At 63.5% G+C, this 18,837-nt stretch carries 20 protein-coding genes; all 20 read left to right on the forward strand.

What is annotated here, in order from left to right:
* Window positions 1-1,406: 1,406 nt before the first annotated feature.
* Window positions 1,407-1,718, forward strand: coding sequence for a DUF7768 domain-containing protein (locus DAES_RS08150; RefSeq protein WP_013514560.1), 312 nt, complete (start codon window positions 1,407-1,409; stop codon window positions 1,716-1,718).
* Window positions 1,719-1,720: 2 nt separating this feature from the next.
* Window positions 1,721-2,191 (forward strand): CIS tube protein, encoded by a 471-nt coding sequence (locus DAES_RS08155; protein WP_011366981.1) that lies wholly within the window; start codon window positions 1,721-1,723, stop codon window positions 2,189-2,191.
* Window positions 2,188-2,478 carry a LysM peptidoglycan-binding domain-containing protein gene (locus tag DAES_RS08160; RefSeq protein ID WP_013514561.1) on the forward strand — a complete coding sequence of 97 codons (291 nt, stop codon included), beginning with the start codon at window positions 2,188-2,190 and terminating at the stop codon, window positions 2,476-2,478. The genes DAES_RS08155 and DAES_RS08160 overlap by 4 nt, the downstream gene beginning before the upstream one ends.
* 66 nt (window positions 2,479-2,544) lie before the next feature.
* Window positions 2,545-3,837: a phage late control D family protein gene (locus DAES_RS08165; protein ID WP_013514562.1), complete on the forward strand. Its 1,293-nt coding sequence runs from the start codon at window positions 2,545-2,547 to the stop codon at window positions 3,835-3,837.
* Window positions 3,821-4,195, forward strand: coding sequence for a YcbK family protein (locus DAES_RS08170; RefSeq protein ID WP_013514563.1), 375 nt, complete (start codon window positions 3,821-3,823; stop codon window positions 4,193-4,195). The genes DAES_RS08165 and DAES_RS08170 overlap by 17 nt, the downstream gene beginning before the upstream one ends.
* Window positions 4,192-4,611 (forward strand): DUF1353 domain-containing protein, encoded by a 420-nt coding sequence (locus DAES_RS08175; protein ID WP_013514564.1) that lies wholly within the window; start codon window positions 4,192-4,194, stop codon window positions 4,609-4,611. Before DAES_RS08170 ends, DAES_RS08175 begins: the two co-directional genes overlap by 4 nt.
* Window positions 4,604-5,653 (forward strand): phage baseplate assembly protein V, encoded by a 1,050-nt coding sequence (locus DAES_RS08180; protein WP_013514565.1) that lies wholly within the window; start codon window positions 4,604-4,606, stop codon window positions 5,651-5,653. The genes DAES_RS08175 and DAES_RS08180 overlap by 8 nt, the downstream gene beginning before the upstream one ends.
* 12 nt (window positions 5,654-5,665) lie before the next feature.
* Entirely contained in the window at window positions 5,666-6,040 is a 375-nt protein-coding gene (locus tag DAES_RS08185; protein WP_013514566.1) for a hypothetical protein, read from the forward strand.
* A complete protein-coding gene (locus DAES_RS08190; RefSeq protein ID WP_011366988.1) occupies window positions 6,037-6,300 on the forward strand; it encodes a PAAR domain-containing protein in 264 nt (87 codons plus the stop codon). Before DAES_RS08185 ends, DAES_RS08190 begins: the two co-directional genes overlap by 4 nt.
* A gap of 10 nt (window positions 6,301-6,310) precedes the next feature.
* Complete coding sequence (locus DAES_RS08195) at window positions 6,311-6,619, forward strand: hypothetical protein (RefSeq protein WP_013514567.1); 309 nt, start codon at window positions 6,311-6,313, stop codon at window positions 6,617-6,619.
* Window positions 6,616-7,626: a hypothetical protein gene (locus DAES_RS08200; protein WP_013514568.1), complete on the forward strand. Its 1,011-nt coding sequence runs from the start codon at window positions 6,616-6,618 to the stop codon at window positions 7,624-7,626. The genes DAES_RS08195 and DAES_RS08200 overlap by 4 nt, the downstream gene beginning before the upstream one ends.
* A 12-nt stretch (window positions 7,627-7,638) precedes the next feature.
* Window positions 7,639-8,529, forward strand: coding sequence for a hypothetical protein (locus DAES_RS08205; RefSeq protein WP_013514569.1), 891 nt, complete (start codon window positions 7,639-7,641; stop codon window positions 8,527-8,529).
* Window positions 8,529-9,446: a GPW/gp25 family protein gene (locus tag DAES_RS08210; protein ID WP_013514570.1), complete on the forward strand. Its 918-nt coding sequence runs from the start codon at window positions 8,529-8,531 to the stop codon at window positions 9,444-9,446. Before DAES_RS08205 ends, DAES_RS08210 begins: the two co-directional genes overlap by 1 nt.
* 99 nt (window positions 9,447-9,545) lie before the next feature.
* Window positions 9,546-10,955 (forward strand): baseplate J/gp47 family protein, encoded by a 1,410-nt coding sequence (locus DAES_RS08215; protein WP_013514571.1) that lies wholly within the window; start codon window positions 9,546-9,548, stop codon window positions 10,953-10,955.
* The gene (locus DAES_RS08220) at window positions 10,955-12,529 is read left to right on the forward strand and encodes a phage tail protein (RefSeq protein ID WP_013514572.1); all 1,575 of its coding nucleotides are present in this window, start codon (window positions 10,955-10,957) and stop codon (window positions 12,527-12,529) included. Before DAES_RS08215 ends, DAES_RS08220 begins: the two co-directional genes overlap by 1 nt.
* Before the next feature lie 10 nt (window positions 12,530-12,539).
* Window positions 12,540-13,133, forward strand: coding sequence for a hypothetical protein (locus DAES_RS08225; protein ID WP_013514573.1), 594 nt, complete (start codon window positions 12,540-12,542; stop codon window positions 13,131-13,133).
* Window positions 13,134-13,143: 10 nt separating this feature from the next.
* Entirely contained in the window at window positions 13,144-14,133 is a 990-nt protein-coding gene (locus tag DAES_RS08230) for a hypothetical protein (RefSeq protein ID WP_013514574.1), read from the forward strand.
* A 122-nt stretch (window positions 14,134-14,255) separates the two neighbouring features.
* Window positions 14,256-14,717: a hypothetical protein gene (locus DAES_RS08235; protein WP_013514575.1), complete on the forward strand. Its 462-nt coding sequence runs from the start codon at window positions 14,256-14,258 to the stop codon at window positions 14,715-14,717.
* Between the two features lie 12 nt (window positions 14,718-14,729).
* Complete coding sequence (locus DAES_RS08240) at window positions 14,730-15,263, forward strand: hypothetical protein (protein ID WP_013514576.1); 534 nt, start codon at window positions 14,730-14,732, stop codon at window positions 15,261-15,263.
* Between the two features lie 15 nt (window positions 15,264-15,278).
* Complete coding sequence (locus DAES_RS08245) at window positions 15,279-18,827, forward strand: DUF4815 domain-containing protein (RefSeq protein ID WP_013514577.1); 3,549 nt, start codon at window positions 15,279-15,281, stop codon at window positions 18,825-18,827.
* Window positions 18,828-18,837: the final 10 nt, after the last annotated feature.

The following is an 18,837-nucleotide window of genomic DNA, read 5'->3' on the forward strand; positions in this document are numbered from 1 at the left end:
AACCTGCCGATCATCAGCACTCTGCGCGATCTGTTTGCCACCGTGCGCTCCTTCTTCGCCGGGGACACGACCTTTTTCGAGGCGGGCAAAAAGCTGCTGATCACCCTGGGCGAAGGGATCTGGTCGGCGGTGACCTATCCCTTCACCATGCTCAAGAACGCCCTGGGCAAGCTGCGCAATCTGCTGCCGTTCTCCGACGCCCGCGAGGGACCGCTCGCCAACCTGACCGCCTCCGGTTCCGCGCTGCTCAAGACCCTCGCCGACGGCATGAGCCTTAGTCAGTCGCTGCCCGCGAAAGTGTTCGGCTTCGCCGCTCGCGGGATTCTCTCGATCGCTGCAGGAGCCTGGCAACAGATTAAATCGGCGGGCGGCAACCTTATGGACGCCGCCTCGGTTCCCTTCCGCATGGCTGGAAAACTCTGGGATGGGTTGACCTCCGGAGCTCAAACCGTCGCTACCAAGGCCGGTGCCATCTTGGGCGGTCTTAAACAGTCCCTGCTTGGCGGCACGCCTGACCTGGCGCTCAAGCCGTCTCAGGTCAATGCCTGGGACGCTCTGGCCACGGGAGCCGTCAATGTCCGCGACCGGATCGTTGCCACGCTGTCGGCCGTGCCCGGCGCTGTCGGTCGAATCTTTGCCAGCGCCGGGGCCGAGGGGCAATCCCTCTGGCAGCGGCTTTCCAGCGGCGCGAGCGCGGGCATTCAGGCGATCAAGGATCGCAGCGCCGGGATCGCCAACGGTTTACTCACCTCCACTCGCGCTTTGCTGGGAGTCCAGGCCCCGGTTCCGCTGGTGGCCGAGCAACGTCAACCGCTCAAGACGACGCAGCCCACCGAATCGATTGGGCAACGCATCATCGAAAGCGTACTGAGTCTCGTGCCGCGTCTGGACGAACGCCTGGTGCCCAAGGCCCTGAGCGCCATGCTGATGCTCCAGCCGGTCATGGCCACGGTAGCGCCAACTCCGCAACCGATGAACGGCACAGTGCAAACCGTCGCAGCGGCCGTCGAGCCGGTAAGTAAGAGCTATATCCAGCCGTTCGCAGTGGAACCGGCAATGGAAAGAGGAGACGCCTCTCTGGCACCGGGCGGGATCGAGCGGCCCATGACCGCTGCGCCGACTCCGATAACGAAGCCCCTGCAATCAGGACTAGCAGAGATGGTGCCATCCGAACGCTTGATTACTCCGGCCCGCACTGCTCCGGCGGCACCATTGCGGGGAGAGGAAGCCGGTCCGGGAGTGCGCGAACTGCTGGAATCCCTGCTCTCGCGCCTCGATGGCCTGGCCGACCGCCCGGTGGAATTGAGCGTGACCACCAACATCGATGGTCGGAAGGTGGCCGAGGCGGTCTACAAGGACCTGCGGGAGCGGAAGATCAGAAACTACGAAACCCTGTGAGAGGACCGATGAAACGCATCTTTGTCTGCAGCCCGTTCGCGGGCGACATAGCTCGAAACGTCAAGGTCGCCGAAGCGCTTTGCCGTTGGGTCATGAGAAGCGGTCACGCGCCGTTCGCGCCACACCTGCTGTATCCGACCTTCACCGACGACAGCGTTCCCGAACAACGGGAGACGGGCATCGCCTGCGGCCTGGCCTACATGGAATGCTGCGACGAGGTGTGGGCGTTCACCGGCAACGGTATTTCCAGCGGCATGCAGCGGGAACTGGACCGGGCCGGACAACTGGGCAAGCCGATCATCAAGATTGTCGAGGTGTAAGGATGGCCTGGGATCAACAGCCCATCAAGGGATATCTGGTGGACGCCGACACGGGGGAGCGGCTCGAATTCCAGTACAACCCCAACTCCATCAGCGACGAGAAGTCGACCGACTACGCGACGATCAAAATTCCCGGTATGAGCCATCCGCGCTACCAGTACGTCGCTGGGGAACCGCGCCGGATCGCCTTCAAGGTCGAGCTGTTCAAAGGGCCGGTGAAGCAGAAGGTCGACTGGCTCCGCTCTCTGCAATATCCGGAGCACGCCGGAACCATGCTCAAGAACGCGCCGCATCGTGTGCTGCTCATTTTCGGCGATCTCTATCCCGGCGTGACCTGTATCGTCCGGCAGGTTAAGGCGCGGTTCTTCGGCCTGTTCGACCGGGACAACCTGCTGCCGCAGCGGGCCGAGGTGGACATCGTCCTCGAGGAATACGTGGACCGTTCCATCAACTGGTCGGAGGTGCGCTCATGATCGGTCGCGATTCCCGCTACGCCCGCTGCGTTCTCTACCGGGACAGTGACGGCACCTCCCTCGGCGTGCGCCAGCGCATCGACACTACCCCCAGACACGACGACCGCCTGCACACCTTGGTCGAAGGCGACCGTCTGGATCTGCTCGCGCACCGCTATCTGGGCGATGCCCGGCTCTGGTGGATCATCTGCGACTACAACGACATCTTCTTTCCGCTGGAACTCGAGCCGGGCCAGGCGCTGCGCATTCCCTCCCGCGAACACGTTCAGATGCGCCTGCTCGACTGAGGCGTCCGACACCTCGCCATGCCTTCCGGTAAGTAAGCAGGGAACTGCGAACCACCGGAGAGACGCATGGATCTGGATACTTTCAAGCCGACATTTTTGATTCAGATCGAGGGGCAAGACCTCTCGAAGGACATCACCCAGGAGATCACCTCTTTCGTCTTCACCGACAACGAGGAGGAGCTGGATATCCTCGAACTGTCGGTGACCGACCGCAACCTGCAGTTCGTCGATGATCCTCTGTTCCAGGAAGGCAATGAGATCGTGGCCCGCTTCGGCTACGTGGGAAACCTCTCTCCGCGTAAGAAGGCGGTCATCAAAGACATCGATTACGATTTTCCGGAAAACGGCGACCCGACCATCCGCATCAAGGCCTACGACAAGGGCTTTAAACTCGCGGGCAAGGAAAACCAGAAGGTCTGGCAGAAACCCGCTCCCGGCATCCTCTATTCGGAAATCGCCGAGCAGATCGCCGCCGCCAACGGCCTCACGTCGGTGGTCACTGCCACCAAGGGCAAACATCTCCGCGTCACCCAGAGCAACATCTCGGACGCCCAGTTCCTGAAGGAGCTGGCGGAAAAAGCCCGTGACCGCGATGGCGACGGCGTGAGCGGCTATGTCTTCTACGTCCAGGACGACGAACTCCACTTCCATCCCCGCGAGCTCGACCAGACGCCGCTTCTGACCCTCGAATATTTCACCGACACCAAGGGCCTGTTGCGCTCGTTTCGCCCCAGCACCCAATCCCAGGGAGCCAAGGGCGCGGGTGTCGAGACCAAAACGGTCGGCGTCGACCCGCGCAAGAAGGACGTGGTCGAGCACAAGGCTAACAACGCCACCACGCCCGAGCGCACGGCCCTGGGCAAGCAGACCTATCTGGTCGACGGCAACACCGGCGAAGGCAGCTTCAAAGAACAGGAGACGGGGCAGATCGTGCCCAGCTTCGACCGTTCCGAAGGCTTTCACGATGAGCCGCGACAAGAGCCCGCCCAGGACAGCGCCGAAGGTAAGTTCCGCGAGGCCGAACTGCGTCAGGTCGAGGCGGATGCGGCCACTATCGGCATTCCCCAGCTACGCGCCAAGAAGAACGTCGAGATCAAGGGCGTGGGACGGAAGTTTTCCGGCATCTATTACTGCCACTCGGTGCGCCACAGCATCAGCGGCGCTGGCTATCTCTGCGAACTCAAACTCAAGAAGAACGCTCTCGGCAAGGGCGCGGGCGACAAGTCCGCCGAGTCCCAGGGCAAACCCAACGACAAGGAGGCCCCGCCCACACCGCAAAACGAGCCGCCAGCCATGGTGACCATCAATGCGGACACCGGCGCGGTCACACAAGGAGGCGGCAATGGGCGATCTCAGTAAGAATTTCAACCGGTCGGAATTCGCCTGCAAGGGCAAAAACTGTTGCGGCCATTCGGCTGCGGTCCATCCCGATCTGGTCGACGCCCTGCAGGCGTTGCGCGACCGCATCGGCAAACCGCTGTCCATCACCAGCGGCTTCCGCTGCAACCGGCACAACAAGGCGGTGGGTGGCGCGGCGCAGAGTTACCACACGCTGGGCATGGCGGCCGACGTGAGCTGTCCCGATGGCGTTTCGCCCGGGGACCTGGCGGTCATCGCCGAGGAGATTCCGCTCTTCCGCGAGGGCGGCATCGGCGTCTATGCCTCCTGGGTCCATCTCGATGTGCGCCAGTCGGGCAAGGCGAGGTGGCGGTCATGAGTTCCGAAGCCAAGACCCTATTTTCCGGTACCGCGCTGGGTCTCTCCGGGCCGCTTCGGGTGGAGATTCTTGCTAATGGAATGACCGCCAGGCTGACCCAGCCGTTCCGTGTCCGCACCGGCGCTTGCCGCATCATCGAAGTGCCCGCCGGGTTCGAGACCGACTTCGCCTCGGTGCCGCGCCTGTTCTGGCGCATGGTGCCGCCCTGGGGGCGATATTCCCCGGCGGCCGTCGTTCACGACTACCTCTACCACACCGGCAAGGTCTCGCGGCTTGCGGCCGACCGTATCTTTCTCGAACTGATGGCGGCCCTGGGCGTGTCTCTGTGGAAACGCCAGGTCATGTATTGGGCGGTTCGCCTGGGCGGCTGGCTGGCCTGGGACGCCAGTCGAAAACGGGAGGCGGAGCATGCTTGAAACCCGCGACCGCCATTCCGAGGAGCGCTACCGCAACCGCTGGTACGGCAAATACCGGGCCTTCGTGCGCGACAACAACGACCCCGAACGCCTCGGCCGGGTCCGGCTGGAAATCCCAGCCGTGCTCGGCAGCGGGCGGGAGAACTGGTCCGAGTGGGCCGCGCCCTGTTTCCCCTACGGCGGCAACGACGACACCGGCATGTTTCTGGTCCCCGAGGAAGGGGCGTCGGTGTGGGCCGAGTTCGAAGGCGGCGTTGTCCAGTATCCGATCTGGACCGGGGTCTGGCTGGCCAAGAGCAATCCCGGCGAACAGCCTGAGGAATCCAAGCGCACCTGCGAGAGAGCCTTCTGCCATGACTGCGAGGACAAGGTCGAACATCAGGCCAACCGGCACGACGATCTCGAACACAAGAAGTACCACGGCCATCCGCCGTATTACTGCCCACGCCTGAAAGTCCTGCTCAAGACCGAAACCGGCCACACCATCCTGGCCGATGACCGCGACGGCGACGAGCTGCTGCGGATCATCGACCGCGCCGGACAGATCCTCACCATGGAAGGGAAGGTGAAGCCGGAGATGCAGAGCGGCAACGCCCTGCGCCGAGGCACGAAGAACGCCGAGAAAGGCGACCAGCTCGACATCGCCTCGCAGATCGTCGGCTCCCGCGCCCGCATCCAGCTCACCGACCTCTGCCGCCAGCAGGTGATCCTCGAAGCCTGGCAGGACAAGGAGAAGGTCCACATCCTCTCGTGCGACAAGGGCCGCTCCCGCTGGCAGAAGATCCTCATCGATACCACCAAGGGTCGGGAGAAGGTTCACATCTGGGGACTCAACGGCACCCAGGAAATCCTCGTCGATTCCACCGCCGCCGCCGAACAGATCCGGCTGACCGACAAGGCCGGTCAGGTGGTGCGCATGAACGCCGCGCCCGGCCAGGAGAGCATCAGCGCCACCGACAAGTCCGGCAGCCTCGTGTTCATGGATGGGGTGGCCGGAAACATCATCATTCGCTCGACGAACACCGTCTTGATCAACACATGAAGGAAGCATTGCATGGGAGAAAGAACAACAACGCCCTCCGGACTTTCGGCCAGCGAGGAATTGCTGGCCCGGACCTTCGATCATTGGCGGGAGGAATTCCGCAGCATCCTCGAAAGTCACCGCCGGGAAATCCAGGACCGACTCGAGAAGATCGAGCGTGAAATCGAGAAGAAATCGGACAAGGAAAACGTCGAGGTGCTGGTCCGCTCGATCTACTCCGATCTGCACCGGCACGCCGAGGAGATCGACCGGCTGCATGCCCGGGTCGGCTCCAAGATGGGGACCGAGACCATGTGGAAGATCGTCGGCCTGGTGTTGACCATCGGCAGCACCATCGGCGGACTTATCGGCTTTCTGATCCATCTGTTGCTGAAGGTGAACCCATGAGCTCCCAGGCGCGACTCGGCGACATCAGCAGTCACGGCGGCGTCATCATCACCGGGGCAAGCCGGACGCTGGACAACGGCATGCCGGTCGCCCGCATGGGGGATCTGCACGTCTGTCCCATCCCGGGGCATGGCGTGACGCCCATCGTGACCGGCAGCTTCGACACCATCACCGAAGGATTGCCCAACGCCCGCATCGGCGACATCACCGCCTGCGGAGCCATCATCGTCACCGGCAGTCCCGACACCATCGACAACTGAGGGGGACGCCATGAACAATCTCGAACAACCGCAGGAACCGCACTACTGGGATGTCTTCCCGAAGCTGATCCGGGTTTCGCGATCCCCATTCGTCCAGCGCATTCCGCTCTCGATCCGTGGTCTACCCGAAGCGCCGGTGTTTGAAACGTCCAATCCCGACGTGGCCAGTGTCGATGAGGACGGCAATGTCGAGTGCGGCTTCGTTCCCGGGGCGGCCATGATCCTGGTCTGGGATTCGCCCGAGCGGCTCAGCCTGCGTCACGTCCAGGTCGAGGTCTATGGCGGCGGCGTCTCCGCACCGGTGGAGGTTCCTTCATGACGGATACCGCGCCAGACTACAGCCATTGGGAGGTTCAGCCTCGCTCCATCCGCCTTTCCGCTGGCGAGTTCGAGCAACGGGTTCCACTCTCCCTGCGCGGCGACGTGGACGCCCCGGTCTTTGCCTCCAGCAATCCGGAGGTCGCGGAGATCGGGCCGGACGGTGTCATTCGCTGCGGCTGGACCATCGGCAACGCCGTGCTCATGGTCTGGCGATCCTCGGCCCGGGACAGTCTCCGCCATGTTCTGGTGGAGGTCCGCGATCCGTCCTGGTTCGCCGACCACCCGGACTTTGCCAGCGGAGCCACGGTCTTCCTCAGCGGCATGGTGGTCAACGCCCTCAATACCAGCGGTGTCGGCAACGCGCTGATCGAATTCCGCCGCTCGGAAACCGGCCCGGCGGCGTACCAGACCTTCGCCAACGCCTATGGCGGGTTCGAGCTGTCCGTACCCGAGGGGTTCTATTACGTGGAGGTCACCGCGCCGGGATACATTGCCTGGCATGGCTGGGTGAACGCCGACCCCAACACCTCCGGCGACATCCAGATCGTTCTCTCGCCCGAGCTCGACGGCCAGGTCGCCCGTATCGTGTTGCAGTGGGGCCTCAACCCCCGCGATCTCGATTCCCATCTCACCGGACCGACGCCATCGAGCGGCCGTTTCCATGTGTTCTATTCCCACACCATCGAAAACGAGGCGGCGGAATTGGACGTGGACGACACCAGTTCCTACGGGCCGGAGACCATCACCATCCATCGGCTCATCCCCGGCGTCTACCGCTACGCGGTCCACGACTACACCAACCGCAACGCCAATCCGAGCACCGGACTGGCGCAGTCCGGAGCATCGGTGAAAGTGTTCCTGAGCGATGGCCGTGAGCAGACCTTCACCGTTCCCAACGCCCCCGGCACGGTCTGGACAGTGTTCGAAATCGATGGCGCGACCGGAACAGTGACGCCGGTCAACGCCATGAGCTATCAATCCCAACCCGCCAACGTCGGCATGTAATGGAGGCTGTCCATGATTTCCGAAGAACCCGCCGACTTGCAGGCCACCATCGAACAAACCGATTCCGGCGAACAGCAGTATGTGCTACGGGCGCTCTGCGATCACCTGTCAGGAATCCGTGAAGAACTTTCCGGAATCCGCACGCTGCTGGAGGCCGGTCACGCCGCCTCGGAGGCGATGCGCGGCCAGGCCCAGGCTTATCTGGAGGCCCAGCAGGCTAGGACCCAGGAGTACCTGGAGCAGGTTCAGATCGAGCCGGAGCCCGATTTCTATCCCTTCGTCGAACTGCCTGCGGGCACCGAACCCAGGGATCTGCCGGATGGCAACCGGCTCTTCACCTTGCCCGACGGCATGATCCTGCGGACCACGGACGACCAGCGAATCTGCGTTATCGACGCTGGGGAACAGCAGGTCATCACCCCCGGACCCGGCACGGCCATCGATGTCGCCCCGGGACGCCTTTACACCCTGATCGGGTCCTATCTGCGTTCGACCCAGGAGGCAGCCGGTATCAGCGGACTGCCTGCCGGGATCGAGCCGACTGCCATGGGCGAGGAGCGCTTCGCGGTGGTTCTGCCCGAGGGCATCCGCCTCGATGTCGATCACCGGGAGCGGTTCATCACCCTGATCAACCCGGCCGGACCTATCGACATCATCGGCATCGGCCGCATCGAGGGCATCGGCGAAACCATCGCTGTCCGTCTGCTCTCCGGCGGAGCCAAGGGATTCCAGTGCGGCCAGTCCGGCCACGGTGGGTTGATCGAGGCGAACGGAACCATCCACTTGGGTCTGGAAATTGGTCTGGATCTGGTGATCCGGTTCCTGGGAGAAGCCATCGACGACGGCGCACCGGAAAATGGCTGCTCGGGACAGTGCGGCCTCGACTGCGAGGAGCGTACCTGATGAGCTACGACTTTCTCGGGAAGGGGCTGCGCTACCCGTTCCGGTTTCAATCGGTATCCGGCGGCACCCAGATCTCGGCCGCCACCTCGCGGGAGCACGAACATATCCGCGAAAGCATCCTGCAGATCCTCGGCACCCGGATCGGCGAACGGTTCATGAATCCGGAGTTCGGCTCGAGGCTGAAGGATCTGGTGTTCGAACAGAACGACGAGGTGCTCAAAGGCCTGCTGCGCCATTACGTGATCGACGCCATCAAGCGCTGGGAAAAGCGGGTGATCATCACGGAGGTACACTTCGACGACCGGCCGCTGGATATCGACGGAAACCTGCTGCTGGTGCATATCGCCTACCGGGTGATCCAGAGCCAGGTTGACGGCAACCTGGTCTATCCCTTCTACAGAGAAGACCCGAACAATCCCGCGCCCAGCTATCCCCAGCCGGAACCCGAGCCTGAGCCGCCGCCGGTGCGCAGGGTGCGCCTGTCGCCGGACGTGCGCTCGCTGTTCAATCTGCTCTGGTTCGACGCAGCCGAGATGAGCCCCGATCCAAATGATTTCTTCATCTGGCCAGCCGGGGAATACGAAGTCGCCTACATCGAGGGAGCCTTTCAGGACCGCAACGGCAAGTGGATCGTCAGCGATCCAGGTGACAACCACGGCCATTACCTGACATTCGAGGGAGCGCCAGAAACGGAAGCGCCCCAGGCCGAGCACGCCCTCTATCTGGCCGCGAGCGGTCTGGGCTTCGACACCCAAAGCCAGGCGGAAGATAACGCCGCTGGCACCGTTCACCGGATCACCACGTTGGAGCCGGGCCGCATCGGTCTGTTCTATTTCGAGGGCAAGAAAGAATCCCACTACCTCAACAACACCTCCGGACAGCCCAATCCCGTCTGGCAACTGCGCGGCCCGCTCTGAGGCATCCCGCCTCCGACACATCCAGGTCCCTTCCGGTAAGTAACCGGCGTGGCGAGAGCATCAGGCGCTCTCGCATAACCGCCGAAAACCGGAGAGACTATGGGCCGCGCAAGCATCGGATACATCAACAAGGATTATGAATCGATCCGCCAGGAGCTGCTGGCGAAGATCCCGCAGCTCACCGACCGCTGGACCGATTTCAATCACTCCGATCTCGGCGTCGTCCTGCTCGATCTGTTCTGCGGCGTGGGCGACATGCTGGCCTATTACCTGGACGCCCAGGCGGCGGAGGCCTTTCTGCCCACGGCCCGCCAGCGGCAGAACGTCATCAACCTCTGCAAGCTCATCGGCTACCGGTTGGACTCGCCGGTGGCCTCCACCACCACGCTGCGTTTTCGGCTCTCCGCCCCGCTTGGCAAGGACCTGACCATTCCGGCGGGGACGGCCTGCCGCGCCTTGCTTAGTGACGGCGAGGCGGATTTCGAGACGGTCGAGGACGGCCTGATCCCGCGAGGCGTGCTCTCGGTGGACATCCCGGCCCGTCAAGGCGTGCGCCGCACCGAGACCTTCACATCGACGGGGCTGCCATTCCAGCGCATCCGCCTGACCGGCGACGTCATCGCCCAGGGCACCATCACCGTTACGGTGGGGGACGACGCATGGAGCGAGGTCGATCATTTTCAGGACAGCTTGGCCGACAGCCGCCATTTCATGGCCGACCTGGATGCGCTCGACATCTCTACCCTGATTTTCGGCGACGGGCAAAGCGGCGCTGTACCCGCTCAGGGAAGCGCCATCACCGTCAGCTATCTGCAGACCATCGGTGACCAGGGCAATCTCGGTCCGAACCGGATCTCCCAACTGCTGAGCCCGGTCTACCTCGACGGCGGCCAGGTCTCCCTGACCGTCACCAATCCTGTTCCCGCCACCGGCGGCGCTTCGCGGGAAGCCCTCGAACACGCCCGTCGACAGGCACCGGCGGAGCTGCGCAGTCTCTGGAAGGCCGTCACCCTGGAGGATTACCAGGCCCTCGCCGAGGGTTACCCCGGCGTCGCCAAGGCCAAGGTGCTCGACACCAATGCCTGTCAGAACATTCGCTATTACAACGTCCAACTGGCCATCGCCCCCAACGGCGGCGGAATGCCCTCGGCGCTGCTCAAGCGGGACCTCGCGGAGTTTCTCGAGCGCCGCAAGGTCATCACGGTTGAGATCAATCTGTTCGATCCGATCTACCGCCCCGTTTCCATCGACGCCGAGGTCTACATCTGGCCCGGTGAACCGCTGGAAAACGTGCGCAGCCGCATCGAAGCAGCGCTCACCGATTTCTTTTCCTTCGACGAGGTCTCCTTCGGTCAGACCATTCACTTCTCCGACCTGGTGGCCCTGATCGATGGCGTGCGTGGCGTCAGCCACATGCATCTCTACGCGCCCCAGCAGGACATCGAGCTGCGCCACGGCGAAATCCCGGTTCTCGGCACCGTCAACCTCGATCTGCGGAGGGCCGGTTGATGTCGGATTGGTTCAAGGACAATCTGCTCGGCCTGCTGCCGCCGCTTTACGAGCACAACGACGAGGCCGGTGACCTGCGTACATTTCTGAGCCTTCCCGCCGGGACGCTGGACGAGCTCAAGCAGGCCATCGACGACTTCCCGACCATTTTCGATGTCGATCACTGCGACGAGCGCTTCCTGCCGCTGCTGGCGAGACTGGTCGGCCTCGAAGTGGACGGCACCTGTTCGCCGGACTGCCAACGCCGCCGCGTGCGGGAGGCGGTCGAAATCTATCGCCGCAAGGGCACCATTCCGGCCATCGAACGCGACTTCGACGCGCTCGGTTGGCAGGGGGAACTCCAGGAAACCTTCCGCTCGGCGCTGCGTCTCAATGCCCGCTCCCGACTCAGCAGCGCCAAACTACCCGGGCTGGTGTTCAGCCTCGGCGTGTTTCGCGTGCTGTGTCTCAACCAGACCGAGGGGCTGCGCGACGCTCTGGTATTTCACCACCCGGCGGGCACGCGCTGTTTCTGGTTCCAGTTCCTCCTGGAATGGATCGAAGGCGGCGCAATGCTCGACTTCGGGCACGCCAACGCCGTGCGCCGGATCGTGCTGGCGTTTCTCGACGAGACCTTCGTCCTTGGCCGCTCCTCGCTCGGTTCCTGCCGTCACCTGACCAACAAGCAGAGGGCCTGGGAGCTGCTGCAGCTCACCAGTACCATGGAAATGCTCCCGGAAATCGACCGGGCCGCCGTGAAGGTCTCCCGTTTTCACGGCCGCCAGAACCGGATGCGCCTGAACCACAAGGCCCTCAACGACTGGCGGCTGCCGTACACCCGTGTCGGCGAGGATCGGGTTTCCTTCTGCACGCCCATCTACACCGGCCGCGACTTCGAAGGGGATGTGCTGGAAAGCGGCTTCGGGCTGGGCGAGAGCCATCTCAACCGCAAGCCGCTGACCCATGGCCAAACCGCGCTGCGCTACTGCTTTCGGCAGAAGGACTTCTTTTTCGACACGCAAGCGGAACCGGTCGAACGGGCGGAGGCCAAGTACGACCTGCGCCTGCCGCTGGAATCTCGTCACCGCCTCTGCTTCCAGCTTGGCCGTGCCAGGCTCAACGACGGTCTCGATCTCACCGCCAACCAGGGCGGCATCAGCAATCTGCTGCTCGCCTCCACCGCTGGCTGCGACGCGGACGTCACCCTGGCCGTCGACCGGATCGACCGATGGCGGCGGAGAGGGCCTGTGTTCCGGCTCAATGCGAACACCCTGAACACCCGGTATCTGAGCAATGCGAATCTGACCGGCGAACGGGCCTCGCTTGAAGTCTATGTGGACACGGGCTCTCTCCAGCGCCATCGGGTCGAGACCATGAAGCTGGGCGCGAGCCCGCTCAACACCACCGGCCTGCGCCTCTCCGTTGATCGGACCCGCCCGATGCGCGTCAGCCGCATGCGCCTCAACCAGGCCGGATTCCGTTGGTCGCGGCCGTCCTACCGTTGGCTGTTCCGTCAGCAGGACCTTCACGAGCCCACGCAGGCCGGGTTCGAGGCCGCCACCAATAACTATCGCGCCACCCAGTGGCCCACCTGAAGGAGAACCCATGGCGATTCACCTCTATCTTGACGAAGCGCTGACTCAGCAGATTTCCGAGGGGGATTTTAGCAGCCCCGAGGCCGAGAGCTACAACGGCACCGATGGCGACATCAAGGATCGGCAGATCTACGTCGCCAACGAGCAGACGAGCCTCCCCTCGGCCATCGACGCAGCGCAGACCTCCATCGCCCTGGCCGAACCGCGCTTTGCCGACGGCGAACTCATCATCATCGATGGCGAGCAGATGCTCATCGAAAGCGGCGGCGGCACCGCCAATCTCACCGTGCAACGGGGCGTGGCCAACACCGCTCCGGCCGTACACGACGCCGGGACGACCGTCTATTCCGGCTACGACTACACCGGGCTGGTGCTCGATCCCATCGACGAAACCGGCACCGACGAATCGGTCTGGTACCGCCTGGCCCTGACCCAGGCAGGACTCGACACCGCCACCCAGGGCGCACCGCTCAACCTCGGCGACAAGGCATACCAGCAGACGCTGTCTTTCTGGCGGCGCTGCACCGTGCTCCCGAGCACGCCGGTGCAAAACAAACTCGACATCAAGCTGCGCCTGACCGGCACGGAAAACCCGATTCTCTAAGGAGGCCGCCATGGCATACCACAGCATTCAAGGACTCGCCCACGGTCGGCTCGACCTGCTCAATCAACTGCGGACCTTCCTGGTGACCACCACCGGCTGGACCCTGCATGACGACCAGTCGGCCGACCCGCAGCCGTATTTCGTCTTCAAGTCTCACGGGGAATCGGGGGCCGAGGACGTCTATCTGCAGTTCCGTATCAGCACCACCTCCGGGCGGATTCACGTCGCGGCATTCCAGTATTGGGACGCGGCCACCCACACCGGCGTCAATGAGGCTTCGCACACCAGTTACACCTACCTGCGGGTGGAGGACAGTGCCGACTTCATCTTCTGGCTGTTCGCCGACCTGAACCACGTCTTCGTGGTCACCAAGCTCGTCTCCACCTACTACGGCCATTACAGCGGATTGCTGAAACGCTTCTGGTCCGGGGCCGTCGCGCTCACGCAGGCGGCAGTCACCGCCGGAAGCGGCGTGGTGCTTCAGGTCAACGACGCCACCGTGGTCACGCCCGGGCAGGACTATGTGATCAAGGATGACGCGGGCATCGAACGCGTGCGGGTGAGCGCCACCGACACCGTCGCCACGCCGAACACCATCACCATCGAGACCCTCGTTCGGGATTACGCATCGGGAGCCAAGATCGGCGAGGACCCGCAGCCGGTCGTCAACAGCTACTACAACGCGCCGGGCACCTTCTACGCCGTGAACAAGTTCGACGGCTGGACTTCCGCGTCCGGCCAGCAGGGCCGCTGCGGCGCGGCAAATGGTGGGCTCCAGGGCGAAACCGATCCGGAGATGCGCTACGGCACCACCATCCTCTTTCCCTGGCTCGCCTCGATGTCCGGCTCCGCCGCCTACCAGGAACTGCGCGGCGAACTCATCGAGATCTTCGCCGTGGGCGGCGGCAATGTCGCCTCGGAAGACACCATTCAAATCGGAACGGACAGCTACCGCGTGTTCAACCTGACCACCGGCGGCTGGTGCGCGGTGAAGGAGTAACGCCATGGTAACGCATAGCGGAAAGCTCAAAGCCGTCACCAGGATCACCGGTCAGCGTCGTCCGGAAACGCTTGTGTCCATGAACCGTGGTCAGGCGCTCAAGCTCAGCGGGAGGATTCGCCGTGGCCGTGCATAAGGGACAACTGGCATCAATCACCACCCACAGAGGCATCCGGCGACCGGAACTGCTCGCCATTGGAGCGGCGCAACCCGGAGCGCTTTTCGAGCTGTTTTCCGGGGCACCGGCCAGGCGAACGGTGATGGTCCAAGCCGACAGCGCAGTACGGGTCGCCCATCGGCTCGAACGTCGATCCGACCTCGCGCTTCGCGTGAACAACCGCCTGAACCGGAGCGCCGACCTGTGGCTCGTCGTCCATGGCCGTCTGGGCGTCGATGCCGACGCGGCGGTGCGGGTGACGCGCCCCTGGCTGCGGAGCATCGACACCAGCGTCCGGACGTCCGGCGCACACATCAGCCTATCCGACACCGTTCAGCGCATCGCGATCCCGGCCGAACTGCTGGCCGACACGCGCCAGATCCTGTTCGCGGTGCTCATCGATCAAGACCACGAAATTCAGACCTAAAGGAGAACAGCAATGGCACTGGGACTCATCGTCAAAACCGGCCGGATACTGACGGCCAAACTCCTCCTCGGCCAGGCCGTGGACGGCATCACCCACTGCGCCATCGGCGACGGGGATGCCAGTTTTACCGACCCGCAGAATCCGCCCGCGCCGGACATCGGCCAGACCGGGCTCAGAAACGAACGCGCCCGCAAGCGCTACTACAAGCGAACCTTTCTCAAGGAGGACGCCGAAGGAGCGCTGCTGGTCAACGGCGTGCGCTACCTGGAAACCGGCGAGGAGACCAACACCATCGGTGTCTTCTTCCGCTTCGACGAGGCCGAGGCCAACGGCATCACCATCCGTGAATACGGCTTCTTCGGCGGCGACGTGCAGTACGTGGAAAGCGTCACCGGGGATCTCGCCATGGGCGGCGTGTTCCATCAGGACACCAACCCGACCGGCGAGGTGCTGCACCCGGGCTACCTGTACGAGGTGAAGAACATTCCCGACTTCAACAAGATTTCCGACACCCGCGTGGAGCTGGTCGGGATCATCAAGATCTAACTGGAGGATTCAAACATGAGCATCTCACGCGAGACATTCGACCCGACCAAGAACTACAAGCGCATCCGCTACCATCAGGATCGCGACCTGCTGGATTCCGAACTCAACGAGCAGCAGGACATCATCAACCTGGAGCGGCGCAAGATCGCCGACATCCTTTTCAAGGAAGGCTCCATCATCATGGGCCTCGAGGTCAGCGCGGCCGCCAACGTCCTGACCCTGGCCCCGGGCGTGGTCTACATCGACGGCCATCTGGAACAGGTGAGCGGCGCGACCCTGACCTATGACCCGGCCACCACCAGCGGGGCAGATTACGTTTACGTGGAGCTGCTGAAGTACAACTACGGCTACACCCAGGACCCGGCCTTGATCAATCCGGCCACCGGCGAGCCCACCGCCGAGCGGGAAAAATGGGTTCTCTCTCTCAAGGCGACGGATACCAGCGGCCAGACGCTGCCCAACAACGTGGCCGAGCGCCGGGTGATCCCGATTTACAAGTTCGACCGCGAGAGCGGAGACGTCACGCCCACGGTGCAGGAGAAGTCCAACCTCTACCTACGTGATCTGCTGGGCACGCTGCCGGGTAGCCGGATCACCGTCTCCTCGATCACCGAGGACCAGCTCTCATTCGCCGCCGCCGAGGGTCTCAACTCACTGATTCAGAACCTGGCCGAGCGCACCTTCGACCAGGCAGGAAGCTACCTGGTGCGGGGATTCGACACCTTTATCGGCGGGGTCGATGACGACAGTGTGGAGGCGATCACCAACGCCGGACGCGCCTACATCCAGGGCTTCCGGCATCAGCGCGATCTACCCACCTCGACCCTGGTGCCCAAATCCATCGCCACCAAATCGGTGCGCGGCGAGCAGAAGACCTTCGACATCAACAAGCGCCGCTATCCGGTCAACTCCACGCCGCTCAAGGAGACGACCCAGGTGGAGGCCATCGTCGAGATTACCCGCAACGTCACTCGTGGCTCGGTGGGCGGCGGCGAAGACCTGCTCGACCCCAATCCGGTAGTGGACATCCTCGAGGTCAGCCAGGGAGCGACCATCTTCCAAGAGGGCGTGGACTGGCAGCAGTCGGGCAACCATGTCGACTGGCTCGGCTCCGGTAACGAACCGGCCATCGGCACCACCTACACGGTGCGCTGGACCTACACCAAGCAGATGGTCAAGGGCACCGACTACGTGGACAGCGGCTGGTTCGGACAGGCCAACCATCCGGCGGCCGGAAACTATTTCTATCTGGTGACCGCCTACAACGCCACCGGCGAGACGGCCTTCAACGCCGCTGCGGTCGTTGCCCGGGCCACCACCGCCGGGGAGATGAACAAGCTCTCTTGGCTACCGGTCAGCGGCGCGACCGGCTATCGCGTCTACCGGGCCGCCACCAACGGCGCACGCACCGACTACAAGCGACTGATGGAACTGGGCAGCGAGGCGCTCTCCTACGTCGACGACGGCGTCGAGGAGATCGGCACCGCTTCGCCTCCGTCCACCAACACGGCCGGACTCACCATGTCGCCGGTGCAGCTCGAGCTGGGCAACCTCAATGTGATCAACTTCGGGCGCGGCAGCCTCGGCGACCAGCCGGTGAACGGTTCCAACTGCAGCCTGGACTACGACTATTACCTTGGCCGTCGCGACATCGTTTACGCCACCACCACCGAGATCAAGCGGCTGGAAGGGGCTCCGGCCGATTTCCCGAAGCTGCCCATCGTGCCAGAAAACGCCCTGGGGCTGTGCAGCATCGACTGCCCCCCCAACTCCATCGACATGGAGATCCGCAACTTCGGCCTGACCCGCATCACCATGGACCAGATCCACGACATCATTCAGGACGTCGAGGACCTGAAGTACAACGACGCCCAGTACCAGATGAACAACGAGCTGCAGAACCGGGACGCCCAGACCAAGAAAGGCATCTACTCGGACGACTTCTCGAACACCGCCCAGTCGGACATCTACCACGCCGAATGGGACGCCCGGGTCAACGAGATCGCCCGTTTCGTCGCGCCGGACCGCATTCCGCACTCCACCGTGCTCTCGGTCGATCAGGCGGGCAGCAACGCGAGCTTCTTCGGCAGCCTGGCGCTGCTGCCGGGCAACGAGACCGTGCTGGTGGAGCAGAACGACTGGTCCGAGGAGCGCAACATCAACCCCTACGCCGTGTTCGACAAGCCCCCGGCCATGCTGCAGATCACGCCCAACCTCGGGCGGCGCGGCCAGACCGGCATTGCCGTCACCGGTATCAACTTCACCCCGAGCAAGTCCGGCATCGTGCTGCGCTGCGACGGCCAAGTGATGGCCAGCAACCTGATCAGCGACGAGGCCGGTCGGGTCAGCGCCTCCTTCACCATTCCGACCAACGCCCGCAACGGCAACCGCATCGTGGAGATGGCCGACGGCGTCTACTCGGCCCGGGCCAGCCTGCAGATCAACGATCCGCTGGTCATCACCCGCATCGAGCGCATCATCGAAAACCGCATCATCCGCGTGCCCGTGGTGCAGGTGGTCTGGCGCACCCAGACCATCTTCGTGCCCCGCGATCCGCTGGCCCAGACCTTCAGCTTCACCCAAAACCAGGTGATCTCCAGCATCGGACTGCAGTTCACCGCCAGGGACCCGAGCATCCCGGTCACGGTGCAAATTCGCGGCGTCACCACCGGTCTGCCCAACGGCGTGGTGTTCGCCGAGAAGGTGCTGGCCCCGAACGAAATCAGCCTGAGCGGCGAGACCCGCATTCGCTTCGACGACCCGTTCTACGCCGAGGCCAACACCAGCTATTCCGTGGTGCTGCTGACCAACAGCACTAATTACAAGGTCCGCACCGCCACCCTCGGCAAGATGGGCCGCTGGGGCATCATCACCCGGCAGACCTACATGGAAGGCGTGCTGCTGGAGAGCTCCAACGCCGAAACCTGGACGCCGCTCAACGGCTCCGACCTGGCGATGAAGATCTACGGCTACAACTTTCAATCCGAGGGCATGATCCGCTTCCAGCCGATCACCGGCGTGCAGTTCTCCGACATCAACCTCGACGAGTACTCGGCCATCCCCCAGGGCACCGGCCTCGACTGGGAATACTCCACCGACGGCGGCGTGACCTGGGACGCCATGGTTCCCGCAGAGGAGGAGCGGCTGCCCAACCTCGCCACCCGGGTCCAGATCCGCGTGCGCCTGAGCAGCTCGCTTTCCAACGACACCCCGGCCATCAACTTCCGCGACGTCAACCTGGTGGGCTACCTCAACAAGACCACCGGGGCATACCTGACCCGCGAGAACGAGCTGACCCAGGGCGTGGAATCGACCAAGGCCTATGTGCAGATGCAAATCCCCAGCGGCACCACCCTGCAATGGTTCGCCAGCAACGACGGCGGCCTGACCTGGGAGGCGATGACCATCCAGGACACCCGGCCCATCGACGAGAACTGGACCGAGTACACCCTGGTGCGCACCTTCACCGACAACACCGGCAACAAGGTCCGCTACAAGGCTGAGATGACCGGCACGCCGCTGATCTACCCGCGCATCCATTCGCTGGGCGCGACCCTGAGCTAAGGAGGCACGG

Origin of the sequence: Pseudodesulfovibrio aespoeensis Aspo-2 (assembly GCF_000176915.2) — a bacterium.
Taxonomy (GTDB): Bacteria; Desulfobacterota; Desulfovibrionia; order Desulfovibrionales; family Desulfovibrionaceae; genus Pseudodesulfovibrio; species Pseudodesulfovibrio aespoeensis.